Genomic DNA, 19261 nt, shown 5'->3' on the forward strand with positions numbered 1-19261 from the left:
GATTGCGGGTCTCAGGCGAAGCTTACCAGGCTAACCGGCCCCAACAATCCTGAAGGGAGTAACGGATCGTTCTTTTTAAAAGGAATATTGGTATGCGTTCTTCTTTGCTCCACAGGTAATGCGGCATCACCGATCAACCTATTGGGCCAGAGGTTGATCACTTCAATGCGAACATCATTACTACCACGCTTTAGCGCAGAAGTTATTTCCACGCGCCAGGGTGCCGTCCATACAATGCCGAAATCTTTTTCGTTTAGCCATACGCGGCAGATATTCTTGACAACGCCCAACTCAAGAAATAAAGGGTTTGTCGGCAATGCATCGTTAAAAGAGAACTGTTTACGATAAACCGCTTTACCCGAATAATGGCGAATGCCTACGTCCGGATGATGGCTCCAGTCCTGCAGGTCTTCAAAAACAATAGTTGCAGGACCGCCCCATTGGGGATCGAAGCTTACCTTCCAGGAACCGGTAAGCTCCTGCAGTTTACGCCGTCCGCCGGCTTGTTGCCATGGATCCGGTGCACTTGGAAGACCTTTTGTTTTTACTTTAGGGAATACCACGAATACAGATTGAAACACATCCAGGTTCAATGTTATTTTAATACGGCCGGCCTCTTCTTTATATAGCGGAAGCCACCGTTTTCCCGAAACAGCATCCCAAAGCTCCGGCTGACGGCCGGTTGCGCGAAACAGACAGTCGCTCTGTACCGCCTCTTTTTTCCGGTTGGTGAGGAAATAGATCTCAGCATTCCCTGTAGTACGGTGAATAAAATCGATCCAGGCATTGCGGTTGGTAGCTTCAAAATCAGGTTGATAGTGCATCCTTTGCAATATTGCCCGTATGGACCCGGGATAAAACAGGCGCCCTTTACCAACTGGTATCCCGTTGGATGCAACGGCATCCTTCCACAATGATTTTGCTATCTGCTGAATCGCTGCATCGCATTGCGGGTAATTGGTCAGGCCGGAGTCTGTTTGCGGCGGAGCACCCATTACCAGCGCACCTGCCTCCAAAAGCGCTTTTATCTTTTTCAGTACGGCAACCGGCATGCGGCTGCTTTCGGGCAACACAAGCATCCGGTATTGCATACCATCCGGCAACACCAGTTTCCCATCGCGTACATTAATCCGCTCTAACAATACTTCTGCATTACATACATCATAATCATATCCTTTACCTAATGTAGCTGGAATGTGTTTTTGCGCTACCAGGTTGGGCGCTATATCTCCATTATAAAATAACACATCGGCTACAAAATGCCCGGTCCGCAGCAACTGCTGACTGCGCGCCACATAGGAAAAGAAGGGCGCAGCAAATTCCCACCAGGTAACATTAGGATTAAAATGGGTGCCTGCACCATATTCATAGCCCGGCAATCCGTCTTTGGGTCTTGTTGCGGTAGATGTATGGATCACAATGCGGTTGATCCCTTCACAAAAAGCACGATCCAGCGCCTGTTTCAGCGAGCCCGGGTAATCCAGCCAGTGCCGGAAACTGGTAAAAGCCTCTGCCGACGCCAGTTTACGACCATAGATATGCGCTGCCGATGCTACCATCTTTGTTACTTTATTCTGCCCGAAATCCAACCGGGAGACCCCATAGGATTTATCATCTGTTAAATTTTCGGGGTCTTCATGTTTGGGCGCCAGCCAGAATTCACCAGCAGGCAGATCACTACGCCCAAGGTTTTTTAACCCATCGATACAGATCGTTCCGGAGCGGCTGGGACCGGCAGCTTCGTTCTGCACCAACATACCGTGCTGGTGACAAAGCTTTGCAAAGTGCCCGTAGTGATCATCCGCCATGCAATCAGCAATGGTCCGGCGGTAATCATTCAAAAAGCGATCGGATATTTCCGCATTGCCCATTATATATCCCGATAACACCGGCAGGTAGGGTGTTGCATCATACCCGCGGTACTGCCGGAATTTTTCAAGGACCTGTTCCGTCCAGTTAGGAAAACCGTCTTCAAAACTATCATCGCAGAAATAAGCCGGCTTCGCTCCTACTTTTGCCGCCTCTTCTATGAATACTTTTCCCAGGTGCTCAAACTGGAGCTCCACTCCTTTTTTATCAAACCAGTCGATAGATAACCCGTCCGCTTCGGGTTGGGCGATCATCAGTTTTGATCCGGTCATCCTGTGCCCCGTACGCACAACCGTCCACGTGCCGGGGGGTACTTCCCACCGCAGTTGCCCGGTTGCATCCATCTTACCGGAGAGATCGATCACATCCGTTAAAGGGATCGCCGCATCGCCGGCTGCATTCGGCCAGGGCGTCTGAACAGGGTCCGTGATCTCAAATGATTTTGCAAAATTACTGGCATCTTTCCGGTTGGTTTTTGCTTCCAGCAACGCGGCACGGCTGCCGGTTAATTTATGTTCTTTCCCTGAAGTCCGGATAGCCACAACAGCCGTATCCCGGTAATCCAGTTGTGCCAGGGGAAGGTCAATATATTCTTTATATCCTGGCGGGTTAAAAACCTTATCATACCCCACGCGATTGCCCGGCAGCGGTAAGACTCCGGCAAATGACTGCGGGCCTTTTAACTCCACGGTGGATTGCAGGTACCACCGGCCGGCGTTTTCCGGTTTGATCCAGGGGCCGCCCATACACCAGCCAGAGCTCAGATTGATACCTACCTCAATATTCAGGCGTTTCGCCTCTTTCATGGCAAAGCGATACAACGCCTTCCATTCTTCTGACAGCAATTTCGCTCCCTGCGGAATGCGGGCGCCGCCCAATCCGTCTGCTGAGTTTACCAGCAATACACCACCCATTCCTTTTGCCTTAAAGGCCTCCAGATCTCTACGGATACCTTCTTCGTCTACCAGCCCATTAAACCACCACCAATAGCAGGAAGAACGCGCGGTTTCAGGTGGCGTAACAAAATTCCTGAATAACGAATCACTGGTATCAAAAGCGGCCAGGGCCCTAACCGGCAACTGCTGCACCAGCACGGAATGAAAACCCGCCAACCCGCTGATCTTTAGAAAACTTCTTCTTTTTAGATGCATAGCTGTTTTATATATTGAAGTTTAAACGTTGTGCACAGCTATCCGATGCTGGTTGCTGGATCCTGGATACTTGATCCCGGGTGCCAGATACTCGATACTTTATATATTTTGGGCGGCCAGTTGGGATCGGATAAAACAATCGTCATTTTACTTCTTCAAACGGACCAGCGGGCAGCCCCGTCCAACGATACAGCCGGAGGTTGCAATATTGTTTTTTATTTTTAGTAACCCCGTTTTGAGAAATATAAAAATAGCCATTACCTAACGCAAACAAACCGGTAGACCCCCATGGAAAATACCAGCCATATACACCGCTTTTTTTATCATGACTGCCGGCTGCCGCCAGTTGCAGTACTTCCCCTTTTTCACCATTATCAAATCCTTTCAACGCCTGCTGTACCGGGCTTTTGGAGCCGTCTATTGCAAACAGGCTGTAATTGGGGAACGATGCTTTTTTCCCTGCATAAACAGCAGCCAGCCAATACCCGGTGCCCGGGTCGTATTCTAAATTCTGAATGCCATAGCTGGTATTCCCGGTATAAAGAAAGTATTTATTCAGCGGCCTATCCGGCCCGGTTTTATTAAAGCCCGTTTGCGACAGCGGTCGCTCATACTGCCGGAGGTTGTCCGGATCATATTGCAGCAGCACCTGGTAATCATTATCCGTTCGGGATGTATCGCCGTATACGCCATAGGCCAGATTCAAAAAATTCTTTCCTCTTTTTTGCCCGAACTGAGGACCAAAAGCAATACCATCAATACCGCTGCATCCATAACGGTGTTCGACCTGTTTGCCTTTATTCCTGACGGTGGCCTTATAATCATCAGCCACTTCTTTCAAATAAACCGTATGAATGATGTTATCTTTTTCAGCGCTCATACCCGGCCGGGTTATTTTATCCCCATCAAAAATGGCGATGTAAAAAGAGCTTTCCTTGTTTTGCTCTTTCGTTTCATCTCCCAGCCCCTTTAAAATTCCTTTACCGATCTGATCGTTTTTATATTCCAATGAGGCATAAATGCGACCGTCCTCCGGGTTTATATCCAGGCACCCCAGGTGCCCGATAAAACCATCCACACTTCCGATGAGCTCACCTTTTAAGTTGGTCTTTACCAGGCTTGTTGTAAACGAAAAATAAGCATAGCCGCGTTTGGTGTCCACAACCACGCCCTGCACATGAAAATTACCTTCTTCTCTGTAAATGCTGCGCGGAAGATTGCTTAAAGAAAACTGTTCCTTTTTGTTATGAGGGTATTGGCCTTGCTGAGCTGTTTTGCAGCTCCATAAGATCAAAATGAGAAGGCATAACACCCCATGGATGCGGATATTCATTTGATGCGTATTATAATGCGGTTGTGTTTAGTTTTTTGAGCGTCAGCACATTTTCATCATCCAGTTCAAAATAGGACACCGCGGAGTTTTCCATATCGAAACGCCGGTAATTAGATAACGGCATGCCCATTTTTGCTGCGAGGTACAACCGGTTGATACCATTATGCGCTACTACCATTACCAATTGTCCATTATGCTTTCGGTGCAACTCTTCAAAAAAGTCATTCACCCGTTTTACAATCTCGCCACCGGTTTCGCCGGTACCCCCTGCCCTTGCTACCCCCGGATCCTTCATCCATGCCGCCCAAAGCGAAGGATCTTCGGCATTAAATTCTTCTTTTGTTTTTCCTTCCCACAAACCAAAATCGGCTTCTATAAGGCGTTCATCGGTTATGACGCTATGGTCACCCGATGCGATCGCAGCCGTTCTGCGGGCACGTTGCAGAGGGGATGAATAAACGGCATCCACGGGTATATTTTTCAACGCTTCAAACACTTTTCCCGCCTGTGCTATTCCTTTTTCCGTAAGCCCGATATCGGTTCTGCCGCAATACCGGTTCCCATCTGCATTATACGCCGTTTCGCCGTGTCGCAATAAAATCACTTTTAACATCCTGGTTATTATTTATACAAAAATAAAGCTCATTTTTTTCTTCGTATCGGTCCGTAATGAACCATTAAGATTAAAGTTCATTAAGTGATTAACTAAACTTAATACACATTAATTTATAAATCCCCGTTCCTTCATTATTTCCAGGAACAGCCTGTACTGATCATCGTACTGCTGTTTCAAAACAGTTCGCGGCTGTACCCATTTTTCTGCCTGGGTCAGCGCTATCGTGGCTTCGGTTATATCTTTGAAGCAGGTAGTTGATGCTGCTACAATGGCCGCTCCCACCGCACCGGAAACGTATTTCATTTTGTAAACTGGTTTTTGCAAAACATCACTACGGATCTGCAACCAACTATCACTGTTGCTGGCGCCTCCGGCGGTATAAATGGCTTCCACTTTTTCCCCGGAAAGCAATTCAATCAACTCGTAGGCATACCGTTCTGCAAACGCCACCCCTTCCATGTTGGCGGTGTACAACATTTCCTTCGACACGTCTTCAGGACCAAAACCCTTTGCCTCCGGCGCCACAAAAGGAAACCGTTCTCCTTTTTGGATCAGGGGATAGGCGACCCGGCCGGTTGGCGTTAAAGAAACTGCCGACTGGTTATAATGCTCCAGCTCTTCTTTAAAGCCTGCTGAAACCCAGTCTGCACCAATATTCCCCGCACCCCCGGGCATCCAGTAACCAGCAGGGTGGCGGTGGTTGTATAAACGATTCAACGGGTCAATAATTTCTTTTTCTGTCACCCCCTTTATTACCATTGTGGTGCCGATGGTCGTATTCCACTGCCCGGGCTTTATGGCACCCGACGCCACCTGAGAGGCACAGCCATCGGTGATACCGGTGGTAACGGCCACATCGGCCGGCAGCCCCAGTTCGTTTGCCAGGTCCGCCGTCAGCTTTCCTATTACCGTTCCGGAAGGCTGCACTTCCTGCAACCATTCTTTTTTTATTCCCAATGTTTCGCTGATGTAATCCGGCCACTTCAACGCCGACAAATCATATCCTGACTTCAGGACATTAGTATAATCCGTAACATTCCATACGCCACATAATTTTCCTGTAATAAAATCCGCGGCATGGATCCATTTAAAAATATGTGCCGCTTTTTCGGGAAAAGTTTCAGCGAACCATACCATCTTGGACAGTCCTGTTGAAGTGCTGAAGCCGGTAAACCCATGTGACTGGAACTGCTGCGCTGCAGCCGTACATTTTTTTGCCTGGGCGCCGGAACGCTGATCGCTATACATAATTGCCGGATGCAGCGGGCGGTATTGCTGATCCATGGGGATCACGGTGCCCGATGTTGAATCTACTGCAACGGCCCGGATCCTGTTCCGTTGTTCCGGCTGCAGTTGCGCCGCTGCCTTACTTAAACAGGATCGGCAAATAGTCCACCATTCACCGGGATCCTGTTCCATACGCATGGCAGGCGACAATATAAAGCCTTGTTCCGCGTTGGCAATGATCGTTCCTTTTTCGTCCAGTATCACTACCCGTAATCCCTGGGTTCCCAGGTCAACCCCAATAAAATATGTATCACTCATTTAGAAAATCTTCTTTAATAATTCCCGGTGCGTTTTCCAACGGTCGTAAAAATGTTGATGTTCCGTACCAGCGGACGGCTGCACCCGGTCATATGCCTTTGTTTGCTCCGCTTCAATCCCCAATGTGTTATTACAGATCATCATGCCGCCTGCCACCGAAGCATGGCGGTAATGGTCGCGGATGCGGACTTCTTTGCCCGTTAGATCAGCAATAAACTGTCGCAGCATTTTACTTTCCATACCGCCGCCACAGGTCCAGATATACGGTTGTTCATTGGGCGTGACGGAAACCAGCGTTTTATAATTTTCAAAAATGCTGCAGGCAATATCCCACAAAGTGGCCCAAACCAAACCCGCCCGGGACAACTCATGGTTAACGGGCGTATTGAAAATAAACCCGCCTTTGATCAACGGCTCTTTTTCATCGGCCAGCAATGATCCCAATGAGGCCACGCATTGAAAATCTGTTAGTGATCGTAATTCGTTTTCAATTACTTCATATCCTTCATTTGGATAGAATATTTTTTTCAGGCGTTGATAATTCAGCCCGGTTACACCGGCATTGGCTTCTACCATATAACTGTTGTCATCAATATATCTGCCCGTCCAGGTGCGTTGTGCATTATCAAGGTCATAAGAAGCGGATAATTTAATGATCGGCGTGGTGGTTCCGGAAACGATCACCAGGTCCCCCGCCTGTGCGCAGGTACTCAATACCGCCAGTTGTGTATCGGCTCCCCCAACGATCACTTTTGCATCCCGGCTTATCGACAGCGCTTCAGCAAGCGGCTGCCGGATCTGCCCTAGCACGGTACCAGAGCTGGTTAGCGGCGGTAATAGTGATAACGGGAACGAAAATAATTCACACAATGATTCCGACCAGGCCCGCCGCTCTACATCATATAAAAGGGTTTCAGAAGCCTGCGAGTGTTCATAGTGTTCCACGCCGCAGAACATATATTCCACCCAATCGCTGATGCTCAGAAACGTATCCAGTTGTTGCCACCATTCTTCTCTTCCTTCCCGCAACCCGACCAACTTAAATGCTGAAAAAAGTGAGGTGGGATAACGTCCTGTTAAGCCGTACACCTGCTCTTTATTATCGAGTATCTCCTCCCATTCTCTTCCCCGGTGATCGATATTGGGCATCCCTACCACCGGCATACCGGCCTTGTCCAATACTACAATCCCTTCCCGCTGACTGGTGGCAGTAATGGCAAGGATCTTTACCAGGCCTGCCTGTTTTAATGCCACCGCTGTAAGCTCCAGTACCTGGTTCCATAATAACTGCGGATCGAAATAAATGGAATCGCCATAGCGGTCGTCCCTTATATAGGCAATATCTTCCCGGGCCACTCCTAAAATAGCACCATCGGTTGCAATAACCGCCGCGCGCAGGTTGCCGGTGCCAAAGTCGATAATAATGTATGCGTTTTTTAAAGTCATAATTATTGATTGAATCTATTGTAATAAACCGACCGGTTGCGTTTGAGCCCAGTTCAATAATTTTTCATTGAGGATGGTAACATGATGGTCTTCCACTTCATCCGTTGCGCCGGCAGTATGCGGAGTGGCTAATACATTCGGATGGTCGATCAGCCGGTAATCAATAGCATCCGGAGGTTCATGATCAAATACATCAAGAATGGCACCGCGGATCCTGTTATTCTCGATAGCTTCCAGCAACGCATTGCGATCTACCACACTGGCCCTTGCCGTATTGATAAAAAGGGCGCCCGGTTTCATCTTATCGATAAGCTTTTTATCAATCATACCAATGGTAGAAGCGTTTACCGGCAGGTGTATGGAAACGATATCACTTGTTTCAAACACTTCATCTAAACCCACCTGCTCATAACCGTTGAAAGAACCATCGATAAAAGGATCATAAAATTTTACGGGGCAGGGAAAAGCTTTTACCATACCTGCAATACGCTGCCCAACGGCACCAAAGCCCACCATTCCGATCGTTTTACCCGCCAGCTCATTTCCTTTAAACTGAAGATAAGAGGCATGCGCTCCTTTTTGCCAGTTGCGCCCTTTCAGCCATTCCATTGCCGGCAGTGTTTTGCGCAAAAAGGTGATCACGTTCGCAATAAATAATTCCGCCACCGCCTGTGCATTTCTTGCCGGGGTATGAAACACTTCAATACCCAGTTCCGTTGCAGTTTTTACTGCCACATTAGACGGGGTTCCGCGGCATACCCCAATGAACTGCAAACGGGGGTGCTTGCGGATCACCTCATCCGTAACGTCATCATGTTCGGTAATAAGCGCATCCGCCTGTGTTTCGTCCAGCAACCGGTTCAGTTCTGCTGCGTTAAAAGCACGTCCATTCTCTTTCCATACTTTGTAGATCACTTTTCCAAAACGGGATTCCAGTTCCCGGCGTCCCGCTTCATTATAGGGCGCTGTAATTAAAATAGTCATATAATGATTGAATTCTTATTAAATAGTTGATGTTGTTAATTCCGCGTCGGCATTTTGTACCTCCTCTTTTTTGGGCAGGGAGATAAACTTTGTAAGCAGCGCGCTAACAAAATACAGGATCGCCAGGATCCAGATCACGCCTGCATTTCCGGCAGAGCCGATAAAAAGCCGAACGATCAGCGGGCCAGCAAACACCGACAAACCGGCGCCCAGGTTCAGAAATGCCATGGCAGCACCTTTCCCTTTAGGTACCAGGGAGGGAACGAGCGCAGACAATGGCACATAACCCGCCAGCAACGCCCCCCACAGCACACCGCTTAGCAACACCATGAAAAAATTGCCGTCAAACAACTGGGGCGAGTAATAAAATAACAAAGTAGTTAAACCGCAACCGACGCCGCCAAACAGGGAAATAGTCCTGCGCCATCCAAGCCGGTCGCCTACAAAACCGAATATGAGGTTAAAAATGATATTTGCAGTAAAAATAGTTCCCCAGATCTTCAGCCAGTCGCTGGTGGTAAAGCCATATTTTTCAAAATAAAGGGGCATAAACACGGGAAAGGCAAACTGCGCCGTGGTATTGATGGTACGCACAATACCTCCTAAAAAAACCTTGGGTTCCTTTACGGCTATTTTGATGCTATCCACCAGTTCCCGGAGTTTGTCCTGTGTGCCCGTTTTTTTGATCCGGTCACGATTGATCAACAGTGCGAACAAGGTTCCCAGGGTTACCCAAAAAAGCGAGGTCCATAAGGTGTTAATATGGCCCATCTTTTCGATAGCCCAACTCGCATAATAAGCGCCGAAAACATTCAGTCCCCCGGTAAATACAAACCAGAACCATCCTACCGCGGTGCCCAGCTTGCTTTGCGGTGTCCGGTACGTGATCCATACCAGGAAGGTATAGGCAAACAAGGGGTAGCCAAATCCGCGGATAGCGTAGGTAAGCAACATCACGCTGAAGTCCAGGTTTTTAAGTCCCAGCCCTACAAATCCGAAGGTTCCTGCTACAAAAAGCAAAAACCCCGCCCACATCGCTTTCCGTACGCCCAGACCTTCAGCAAGGATCCCGGACAGAAAGGAAGATAAGGCCACTGTAAGACCATAGACACTAAAGAGGGTTGCCGATTGTTCGATGGTCAGCCCACGATCGTGGATGAGATAAGGACTTAGCCAGCCCTGCTCTACGCCGTCGCCCATCATAAAGATCAGGATACCTAAGTAGCCCCAGGCCAGGTTTTGAGGTAATCCTATTTTGGCAAAAAAGCCTGTGAGTTTTACATTATTATTCATATTATGCAAGTAAATTTAAACAAAAATAAATATATTTAAATATTTTTAAAAATAAAATTTAAATTAAAAATCAGCGAACTTTATATTTGTTTTAAATATTAAAAAATGGCAGTAAGAACAATCACTGAGCGGCATGAGCATATCTTAAACAAAATCAGCAAAAAAGGCAAACTGAATATTGATGATCTGGCTGCCGAAATGAAAGTATCCGGGGTAACCATTCGAAAGGACCTTAAAATGCTAGAGGAAAAAAACCTGTTATTCAGAACAAAGGGGGGCGCCTCGCTCAATAATCCCTATGCCGGGGACAAGCCCATCAACGAAAAAGAATTCATTAATATTGATGAAAAGAAAAAAATAGCAAAAGCGGCTTTACCCCTGATAAAAAATGCCGACTCTATTATGATCGGTTCGGGCACCACCGCATTTTCCTTAGCAGCAGCGCTTCACCCTCAGCATAAATTAACGGTTATCACGCCTGCGCTTAAAGTGGGGCTGGAGCTCAGCAACCGGAACAATGTGGAAGTGTTGCAACTGGGCGGTGTGATCCGGCCTAATTCCTCTTCCGTAGCCGGCGGATACGCGTTCCAGGTATTAGAGGACATCTCCTGCGAAATTCTTTTCCTGGGGATTGATGGGATCGACCTGGATCATGGTGCCACGATTTCGAACCTGGCAGAAGCCACCTTAAACAGAAAGATGATTGACACGGCCCAGACGCTGGTATTGCTGGCAGACAGTTCAAAATTTAACCGCCGGGGCGTGGCTAAAATATGCACGATTGAACAGGTTAGCTATATTGTTACGGATGATAAAATACCGGCCCACCTGGTAAACCAATTTGAAGATAAGGGCATTAAAATGATTATCAGTTAATACCCACACTGATCATCAATCAAACCTGAACGTAAATTCATTTCGTACATCTTTTTTCCATGCTAAGGACTGCGTGGCGGGCGAAATTCCGAAGAGCGGTGAAAACGTTTTTACTTTCACCGTTTTTCCGTCCGGGAAAAATTCAAGAATACGCAGCCATCCATCGCCCCCGTTTCCATAACGGTGCCCGCCGCCCATTGACTGCGCATCAAACAGCAACTGATGAACCGTTTTACCAGCGGCATTTTTGTCTTTCCGGTATCCTTCGCCCGAAATATGGCCACACAACACCAGCTCAATATTGGAAGCAGGCTGCACTGCTTTTTCCCAGACCTGCTGCCCATTATTAGCATCTGGCAATTTGATCCGTGGCGACTTCCGGATCATATTATTAACATTATACGGTTCCCACCAGATCCAGTTCACTTCACCCGTGGTACGTTTATCCTTTGTATTTAAAAATTCATGTGTGGACAGGATCACCCGGTGCTTCTGGTATTGCTGAAGGGCCGCTACGTTTTTTGCCCATGTGAGCACCGTATCCCTTGGGCCATCCTCCACGGTCATAAACAAATAATCTTTCCCGTTCAATCCTTTTATTTCATATGCCGCATTTTCCAGCGTGGGCTGCCCCTGCCCGTTCCGGGTATTCTGAACCAGTAGTTTTTGGTTCAGATAATTTTTTTCAGGAACAAAGAACTGGCTGTATTGGGAGGTGCGGTTCCCCTGCCGGTCTATACTATAATCATGATTGCCCGTTGCTGCGATATACGGCACTTTCCCATCCAGTTTGCCAAAAGCCCTGGAAACATATTCCCATTGGCTTTTTGAAGTTTGATCGCCATCATAATCATTGGTGATCTTTCCATCATTTTCCACCAGATCCCCCACCCCCATTACCATCTTTATATTGAGCGTATCAATATTGTCCACAATCCATGCCATCATAAGATCGATCAATGGCTGATTCCGCTGCCACTTTACATAATTCTGCAGGTCGGGCACCATGATCAATGACCAGGATCCATTCTGCTCCAGCGCAGGCTTTTTATAATTTCCCTGACAAAAGGCAACCGTTGAAATCAATAAACATGAAAGTATACATCCTGATATTCTTTTTTTCATTCCAGTTATTTTTATTCAATAACAAAATCGGTCTGCATAAAAAAATGATCACTGGGGTATTTCCCATTCAAACGATCTTTAAGGATAAGGGCATTTACCGGTGCTGCCTTTCCCCGGTACCAGATATAATCAATCCTTCCTTTAGAAGGGCCTTTTTCATAATCAATGCCCTGGAACTCATGACCGGTAAATCCTGCCTCCTTTCTTCCATGAATCGTCTCATAGCTTTCTTTCCAACCCCCGTTCCGCACCGGATCAAGCACCTTACTGTCAAACCTGCTATTAAAATCGCCGGTGAGTATCTGGGTATATTCCGGCAGGTACTGCGCGCTTTCCTCCACCACCATCTTTGCCTGCCGGATCTTTGCTTCAGCGGAGATATGATCCAGATGCAGGTTGATCATTCTTATCTCTTTCCCGGTTTTTCTTTCCCTGAGCCTCACCCAGTTCGCATGCCGGGCCCTGGCGGTTTCCCAGGACTTACTTCCTGCTACCAACGGTGTTTCTGAAAGCCAGTACGTGCCACCCGTAAGTAATTCGTACCGGTCTCTGGAAAAGAGTATCGGGTTCTTGGCGATGCCGTAATAGCCGGTCGGGTGCAGGTCCATCTCCGGGCCGTCAAAACCGAATAACTGGTAGGAAGGAAAATACTTCCGGAGATCATCTGCCTGTACATTGAACACTTCCTGCAGACCGACAATATCCGGTTGTTTGTCTTTGATCATCTTCAGGCAAACCGCTTTCCGTACAGACCAGCCCACTCCTTTTGTTTCATCCTCATCAAGCGGCACACGGATGTTGCAGCTCAACACACGATGTGTGCGGGCTTTACCGGGTGAAATTCCTGCATCCTTACTGAAAACAGGTAATACCGGCAATAATGCAGCAGCGCCCATACCTTTCAAAAAACGTCTTCTACCAAATGACATCATTTCTGAATTATTTTAATTTATGATACCGGTTCTTCCGGAAAAGGACGCAGGTAGGCCCCCTTATTGAGGAGCTCCTCCTGCAATTTCTTTACATCAATAGCTGCCGGTTGTACCCCTGCCCTTACAGCCATTTTTGCCGCACGCCCGGCGGCTTCGCCCATCGCCATACAGGGCGCCATTACGCGGATGGCAGACATGGCTTCATGGGTTGCGGAAATGCAGCGCCCGGCCACAATAAGGTTTTTAATTTTTTGAGGGATCAATGAACGAAAAGGAATATCATAGCAATCACCGCACCATTCCAGCGTACAACCACCTCCCTGCGGATGGTGAATATCCAGCGGGTAGCTGGCCACCGCTATTGCATCTTCAAAATGGCGGCAGCTCATAATGTCTTCCCGGGTCATGGTATAATGCCCCTGTATCCGCCTTGTTTCCCTGATGCCGATGAAAGGGGCCGTTTTCAGAAAGTAGGCTTGCTCAAAGCCCGGTACATATTGGATGAGGTATTGCTGAATATCCTGTATCTGGTGGCGGCCCTCAATTTCCCCATACGTAAGGCTGCCGGGATCCGTGCCGTTTACACCGTTCACACGCGTCATATTTACCCACACTTCTCCTTTGCGCAACCCGGTGATAAGAATAGTACGCTCTGTTGTCAATGTCAGTCCCGCCTCCTGCGCTTTTTTTACCAGGTTGCGCATCCCTACCAATACGAACTGGTTGTTCTGACCGAAGTATTCAGCCGGTATAAAATCGGTCAGATAGGTCCTGGGCTCTTCGGCAATGCTTGTACGCAATTTCTCTGTATCTACCCCGCCCAGGCAAAACATCAGTGTCGGGGGCTGCACGCCTCCCTGTTCATTCCCGTATTCGCAGGGAACGCCTGCACGATAAGCCACATCGGCGTCGCCACTGCAATCTATGACTGTTTTAGCCAATATTGCTTCACGCCCCGCTTTGCTTTCGATGATCACGCCTTTCAATTCATCACCCTCCATTATTACTCCCACACAAAAGGCATAGAACAATACGTCCACGTTGTTTTCCACCAGCATTTGCAGCGCCACTGTTTTTACGGCTTCCGGTTCCACCAACGTAAGGCTCATATGCAACGGGCAGGGCCGGTGCTCGCTGGAGGCCCGGACTGCTTTTAACCGGTCAATGAATTGTTGCGGGAGGCCTTTGATAATCTGGTTCCCTTTCTGTCCAAGAAATCCAAGTATGGGCAAACCAATAGTCATATTGCCTCCAACAAAACTGCGGCTTTCTATCAGCATTACATTTAATCCGTCCTCCGCCGCTGCCAGCGCAGCCATAATTCCCGAAGGCCCCCCGCCAATCACCAGTACATCAGTTTCTTTTCTCACTGCAATTTCCCTGGCCGGCTCTACGATTGTTTTTGACATATTATTTTTTATTTATTGTTTGCTGCCCGGCCTGGCGGTTTTTCAGGCCGCACCATCGTCCACAGGATCAATACCGCCAACGGATGCAGAAAGGCCATGGCAATGAATATTTTTCCGGCACCCAATGTGCCGATGAACTGCCCAACAAAATAATTAAACAGCACTGCGCCCAGCGCACCAAACCCTCCTGCAATGCCCAACACGCTTGCCACATTTTTTACCGGAAAAGCTTCTGCCACCACTACACTGATCGTAAACAACCAGCTCAGGCACGCAATTGCCACAATACTGAATACAATTAATGTAGACCATGCCCCGTTCAGGTAAGGCGTCAGCGCGCACAACGGACTCAGAAAAGCCACGCGGGTAAGCATCCGTTTTCTTGCCCTTAAGGGAGCGCAACCTTTTCTTACCATTTTATCTGACCATGCAGAAGTGCCAATAGCACCCAGGTCTGCAAACAAAAACGGTATCCAGCCAACCATACCTACCTGTGCCAATGTAAGCCCTGAGGATTCCTGCAAATAACCCGGCAGCCAGAAAAGACAGAAATACCATACGGGATCGCTGACAAAACGTATTAATAAAATGCCCCACAAGCTACGGGTACTCCATAACTGCTTCCATTGAAAGGATTCTGCTGTTGTCGTTGCCCCCGCAGAAGAAGCAGTGGCCTCCTGCAGGATATGTGCCGGAGGATCTCTATAGATCAGTTTCCAGGATATGGCAATAAATACCCCGATGGTTCCCATTGTAATAAAAGCAATCTTCCAGCTATACGTGAGAGACAGCCATGCAATGACGGGTGGTGCAATAATGGCTCCTATGGAACTTCCTGCTACACAAAGGCTATTGGCCGTAGCACGCAATTTACCAGGGAACCACATCGCAATGACCTTTAACTGCGCGGGAAAATTAGTAGGCTCTGCCGTTCCCAGTAATCCGCGAAAAAAACCGAACTGGCCAATTGTCCTGGACAAACCGCCACCAATGCAGGCCAATGCCCAGGTAATAATTCCATAAAACATTACCATACAGGCGCCAAACCGGTCAACCAGCCAACCTGTAACAGGGTACATTATTGCATAACAAATAGTAAAAATATTCAGGAGCATTGCATAGCCGCTGTCATTCAGACTAAATTCCGATTTCAGCACCGGTTTGAGTATGGAAACGATCTGCCGGTCTACATAGTTAAACACTATGGCCAGAAAAATAATGGCGATAATAAACCAGCGTCTTCTTTCAGGGCTAAGGGATCTTTTCATCCGATACAATTATTATTAGCGCTACAGCATACTTTTATGTTGTAAGGCAGTAGTTTTTTCATAATGATCCGAGTTTTCCCCTTTCGATTTTTATTTGGCAAATGGGTTATCAGCCCTATACATTAAAGCAAACATTTGAAAAAAATTGATCAAAACATCTTTTACGATCCGTTCAAGGCTTAAAATCAACCAAAACTAAACCAAATATAATGTAATTAAACTTATTTAAACATTGAAAATTAAAAAGAGAAATTGCTGATCATTTTTAAATACGCCACGCCATTCTCCCACACAGGTGAGGGATACTAAGCAAGCTTAAAAAGCAAAGTAGATATCGGCGGTCTGGAAGAAGCCAATCCATGTCCCGGGTTCAGCGGGCAGAGCGGGTCTTAAAATGTTGCAGAAGGAGATCTTGCAACCCCTTTATCGTAGTGGCAAACAGTGTCCAGTTCAATAAATACCGGATTAAAAAAACGCAGTCCTTATCCTGTATGGTACATTGGAATCCATAAGGAAATTGCTGCGGGAATACATGCTGCAGAAAAAGGGCGCCGGCACTAATGCCACCTGAAGTTTTACCGCCGAATGTAGCGTCATCGTTATTTTTGGCGCGGCTGATGCATCATTCCATTTTCGATAACCACTGCCAGCTCTTTCCAGGGCATACGCTGTGTAACATACACCGCATTCCCCGCCGGATCTTCTATCCATCCATTAGCGCCATTCCGTTCAACGGTGATCGTTCCCCTTTTGGCATCAAAATAGGGATGAATCCCTTTAACGGCGATCAATACAGCAGTTTGGTCCCAGCTCATCCGGCCTTCTTTATCTTCTGGTGCTTGCGGAATAGCAATACGGAATACATCTTTAACAGGGCTGTTTTTGATTGCAGGGTTGTTGATTAAACGGATGCCCGTTTTTATTTTAGCGCCAATTTCCCACCCGGTAAATATGAGCGGGATTTTTAATTTCGGCAATAAGGCGTAGGCCGCGGTGGAGTCTTTGTATACATTAAACTCTTTTCCGTGCGGGTACCTGCCGGCCATGCTCACCATCTGTTTTACTTTGCGGTTAATTAATTCCGCCCCCGTAAGCGGGGAATACCGGTCTGGCCCGGATTGATACAGGTTATTGATATTCGTAAAGAACCCTACGGTTACCAATGTTACACTTTTATCCGGCTGCTTGGCCAATAGCTGCCGGTATACCTGCACCGCATCAGCCGCTTCACTGTTCTTTTTAATCTTGTGCGGATAGTTGGCCAGCAGGGAATCCGTCCAGTGCTGCGCGTCTTTTCCCGGATAGGCCCAACCTTTTGGCACTCCCAACGGGATCCCCGGTCTTCCAAAATACGTATTCAATACATTCAGCACGCCCGCCACACCTTCATATTTTGTAGACGCTATGGTAGCCAGTATGTTCACATAACCACTATCTGCATAACTGTGCAATAAAGCAATGGCGCCCACGTCATCATAATCGGGTCCCATATCTGTATCAAAGATCAGCCGCACCGGTGCGGTCTTTTTTTGCGCCCAACCATTTCCGGTGATGCAAAAAAGCAACAATACCAGGGCAAAAAATCGCGTTTTCATTTCATTTTAGTTTAACAGCCACCCGCCTTTCTTATTCAAAATTCTTCCTATTTTACCAACCAGGATTTTGAGTAAGGTTTTTATTTTTAACGATAGCGGAATTAGGAATAGGGTACAAGTATTGCCTTCCGTCAGCGTACCATGTCCTGGTCTGAGATTTAAACCATTCCAGATGATTATCCGCTGTAAGCGTTTGATAATTGGTGGCCTTCCCCCCTATAGGTACTTTAGCACAGCCTTTTGGAACGGTAATCGTTGGCCCGCTCTGGGCTCCGTCATAAAAAACAACATCGGGCGTACCATCCTGATCTAAATCCATCAATGTGTTTAATGCCGGCACGTAGATACCACTCCATTCCAACGTAGCCATCAAATCTCCTCTCTTCCAGCGCAGCAGGTCGTTAAAACGAAATCCCTCCAGCGCCAGTTCTACCTGACGTTCTCTGCGAATTTCCAATAGTACCGGGTCACTGATATCAGGGAAAAAAGTTTTTTGCAGGTAGGTGTCCGCAACAGTAGGCTTTTGATCCAAACCACCGGTAATACCGGCACGCTTTCTTAACACGCCTATAGATTTGCTCCAGTCATCATCTGTAAACGTTCCCAGCTCTGCTTTTGCCTCCGCAAAATTTAACAGCACTTCAGCATACCGCATCAATGGAAGGTTATTGGTATTGTACCCGCCATTATCATAATAACTGTCATCCAGTGTATATTTTATGGGCTGATAACCGGTATAGGAATAGCTTGCAAAATTGGGTGGCGCAGCGGCGCCATTCCTGGTGTAGCCGGGTGTGCGAATAAGCTGGTTTAAACGAAAGTCCCGGTTCTGGCATTCCTGGTAAAAGGTTTCTGTTTTATAATTGGCCCGGCTGGTGTAAGGGGTTCCGTCTCTGTTTAATATGGTATTAATAAAAGGGCGTACCAGGCTATACCGCGGGCCATAAGTAGCCGAAGTCCACCACCAGTTTGCATCTCCCAAAACAGCCAGATCTTTGCTGAGCACTACCGCCAGCATTACTTCCGATGTGACGGGTTTATCGGAAATAAAAAGCTGCCGTTGGGAGGCCTGCGGGCCGCTTCCGGTATAGATAGTATATGGCCCTTTTTTCATCAGCTCCGTTGCTGCATCCACTACATACTGATAATATTTATCAGCAGTATTCGCAAGCGACAATTCCGGATGATATTTGCGAAAGGAAGCCTCAAACAATGCAGCCCTTGTTTTCAATCCCAATGCCGTCCACTTTGTGATCAATGATCCATCAGAAGTAGCAACGCTCATATTTAGATATGCTGAATCAAGATCTTCAATGATGTGATCGATGATCGTAGTGCGCGAGTCTCGCTTCCCATATAGCAGCTCATCGTCTGTTACCTGGAGCGGACGATCAATCCAGGGCACTTCTCCAAAACGGATTAACTTATCGAGGTAAAAATAAGCCCTGAAAAAACGGGCAATACCAATATAATTCTTCTTTACCGCATCCGTTACCTTGGCATTCTTCGAGTTCTCAATAAAATAATTGACGTTCCGGAGGTTTGACCAATCCCAGCCGGTGCTATTCTCCGCGCCATAAGCCCCGTCCCGGATAAAGGCATTCAGATTATTTACGCCTCCATAATCAGCCATGGCGTCCATTTCATAGGCATTCGTTCCTGACGGAAGCATGTTATAGAAGGAGTAGGTGTAGGTTTTCATACCGTTCTCGCTCCCAAAAACGTCTTTTACAGATGCAGTTGCTTCCGGCAGTTCTTTCATCTCGCAGGAAGATAAAATGATTGTAAATAATGAAAATATATAGAATAACTTTTTCAT

Annotated in this window: 14 protein-coding genes; 1 reads left to right on the forward strand and 13 read right to left on the reverse strand. The window is 47.3% G+C overall.

The window, feature by feature from the left end:
* Positions 1-11: 11 nt before the first annotated feature.
* From NIASO_RS09355 to NIASO_RS09385, 7 genes are all read right to left on the reverse strand, one after another.
* Positions 12-3020, reverse strand: coding sequence for a glycosyl hydrolase (locus NIASO_RS09355; protein ID WP_008584075.1), 3009 nt, complete (start codon positions 3018-3020; stop codon positions 12-14).
* A gap of 142 nt (positions 3021-3162) precedes the next feature.
* Entirely contained in the window at positions 3163-4353 is a 1191-nt protein-coding gene (locus tag NIASO_RS09360; protein ID WP_008584074.1) for a hypothetical protein, read from the reverse strand.
* Positions 4354-4363: 10 nt separating this feature from the next.
* Positions 4364-4966: a histidine phosphatase family protein gene (locus NIASO_RS09365; protein ID WP_008584072.1), complete on the reverse strand. Its 603-nt coding sequence runs from the start codon at positions 4964-4966 to the stop codon at positions 4364-4366.
* Positions 4967-5074: 108 nt separating this feature from the next.
* Positions 5075-6514 carry an FGGY-family carbohydrate kinase gene (locus tag NIASO_RS09370; RefSeq protein ID WP_008584070.1) on the reverse strand — a complete coding sequence of 480 codons (1440 nt, stop codon included), beginning with the start codon at positions 6512-6514 and terminating at the stop codon, positions 5075-5077.
* The gene (locus tag NIASO_RS09375) at positions 6515-7960 is read right to left on the reverse strand and encodes an FGGY-family carbohydrate kinase (RefSeq protein ID WP_008584068.1); all 1446 of its coding nucleotides are present in this window, start codon (positions 7958-7960) and stop codon (positions 6515-6517) included.
* A gap of 15 nt (positions 7961-7975) precedes the next feature.
* Complete coding sequence (locus NIASO_RS09380) at positions 7976-8944, reverse strand: 2-hydroxyacid dehydrogenase (protein ID WP_008584066.1); 969 nt, start codon at positions 8942-8944, stop codon at positions 7976-7978.
* 18 nt (positions 8945-8962) lie between these two features.
* Entirely contained in the window at positions 8963-10237 is a 1275-nt protein-coding gene (locus tag NIASO_RS09385; protein WP_008584065.1) for an MFS transporter, read from the reverse strand.
* 105 nt (positions 10238-10342) lie between these two features.
* Between NIASO_RS09385 and NIASO_RS09390 the strand changes: the two genes are divergently transcribed.
* The gene (locus NIASO_RS09390; protein WP_008584064.1) at positions 10343-11113 is read left to right on the forward strand and encodes a DeoR/GlpR family DNA-binding transcription regulator; all 771 of its coding nucleotides are present in this window, start codon (positions 10343-10345) and stop codon (positions 11111-11113) included.
* Positions 11114-11128: 15 nt separating this feature from the next.
* Here NIASO_RS09390 and NIASO_RS09395 read toward each other — a convergent pair whose 3' ends face one another.
* The 6 genes from NIASO_RS09395 to NIASO_RS09420 form a co-directional block, all read right to left on the reverse strand.
* Entirely contained in the window at positions 11129-12238 is a 1110-nt protein-coding gene (locus NIASO_RS09395) for a metallophosphoesterase (RefSeq protein WP_008584062.1), read from the reverse strand.
* 11 nt (positions 12239-12249) lie between these two features.
* Positions 12250-13170, reverse strand: coding sequence for an endonuclease/exonuclease/phosphatase family protein (locus NIASO_RS09400; RefSeq protein ID WP_008584060.1), 921 nt, complete (start codon positions 13168-13170; stop codon positions 12250-12252).
* A gap of 17 nt (positions 13171-13187) precedes the next feature.
* Positions 13188-14579, reverse strand: coding sequence for an FAD-dependent oxidoreductase (locus NIASO_RS09405; RefSeq protein ID WP_008584058.1), 1392 nt, complete (start codon positions 14577-14579; stop codon positions 13188-13190).
* 8 nt (positions 14580-14587) lie between these two features.
* The gene (locus tag NIASO_RS09410) at positions 14588-15847 is read right to left on the reverse strand and encodes an MFS transporter (RefSeq protein WP_008584057.1); all 1260 of its coding nucleotides are present in this window, start codon (positions 15845-15847) and stop codon (positions 14588-14590) included.
* Positions 15848-16446: 599 nt separating this feature from the next.
* Positions 16447-17442 (reverse strand): nucleoside hydrolase, encoded by a 996-nt coding sequence (locus tag NIASO_RS09415; RefSeq protein WP_008584055.1) that lies wholly within the window; start codon positions 17440-17442, stop codon positions 16447-16449.
* Positions 17443-17494: 52 nt separating this feature from the next.
* Positions 17495-19261, reverse strand: coding sequence for a RagB/SusD family nutrient uptake outer membrane protein (locus NIASO_RS09420; RefSeq protein ID WP_008584053.1), 1767 nt, complete (start codon positions 19259-19261; stop codon positions 17495-17497).

Source organism: Niabella soli DSM 19437, assembly GCF_000243115.2.
Taxonomy (GTDB): Bacteria; Bacteroidota; Bacteroidia; order Chitinophagales; family Chitinophagaceae; genus Niabella; species Niabella soli.

Coding starts and splice junctions, on each gene's coding strand:
- NIASO_RS09355 (WP_008584075.1), bottom strand. CDS start 3,020: ATGCATCTAAAAAGAAGAAGTTTTCTAAAGATCAGCGGGTTGGCGGGT.
- NIASO_RS09360 (WP_008584074.1), bottom strand. CDS start 4,353: ATGAATATCCGCATCCATGGGGTGTTATGCCTTCTCATTTTGATCTTA.
- NIASO_RS09365 (WP_008584072.1), bottom strand. CDS start 4,966: ATGTTAAAAGTGATTTTATTGCGACACGGCGAAACGGCGTATAATGCA.
- NIASO_RS09370 (WP_008584070.1), bottom strand. CDS start 6,514: ATGAGTGATACATATTTTATTGGGGTTGACCTGGGAACCCAGGGATTA.
- NIASO_RS09375 (WP_008584068.1), bottom strand. CDS start 7,960: ATGACTTTAAAAAACGCATACATTATTATCGACTTTGGCACCGGCAAC.
- NIASO_RS09380 (WP_008584066.1), bottom strand. CDS start 8,944: ATGACTATTTTAATTACAGCGCCCTATAATGAAGCGGGACGCCGGGAA.
- NIASO_RS09385 (WP_008584065.1), bottom strand. CDS start 10,237: ATGAATAATAATGTAAAACTCACAGGCTTTTTTGCCAAAATAGGATTA.
- NIASO_RS09390 (WP_008584064.1), top strand. CDS start 10,343: ATGGCAGTAAGAACAATCACTGAGCGGCATGAGCATATCTTAAACAAA.
- NIASO_RS09395 (WP_008584062.1), bottom strand. CDS start 12,238: ATGAAAAAAAGAATATCAGGATGTATACTTTCATGTTTATTGATTTCA.
- NIASO_RS09400 (WP_008584060.1), bottom strand. CDS start 13,170: ATGATGTCATTTGGTAGAAGACGTTTTTTGAAAGGTATGGGCGCTGCT.
- NIASO_RS09405 (WP_008584058.1), bottom strand. CDS start 14,579: ATGTCAAAAACAATCGTAGAGCCGGCCAGGGAAATTGCAGTGAGAAAA.
- NIASO_RS09410 (WP_008584057.1), bottom strand. CDS start 15,847: ATGAAAAGATCCCTTAGCCCTGAAAGAAGACGCTGGTTTATTATCGCC.
- NIASO_RS09415 (WP_008584055.1), bottom strand. CDS start 17,442: ATGAAAACGCGATTTTTTGCCCTGGTATTGTTGCTTTTTTGCATCACC.
- NIASO_RS09420 (WP_008584053.1), bottom strand. CDS start 19,261: ATGAAAAAGTTATTCTATATATTTTCATTATTTACAATCATTTTATCT.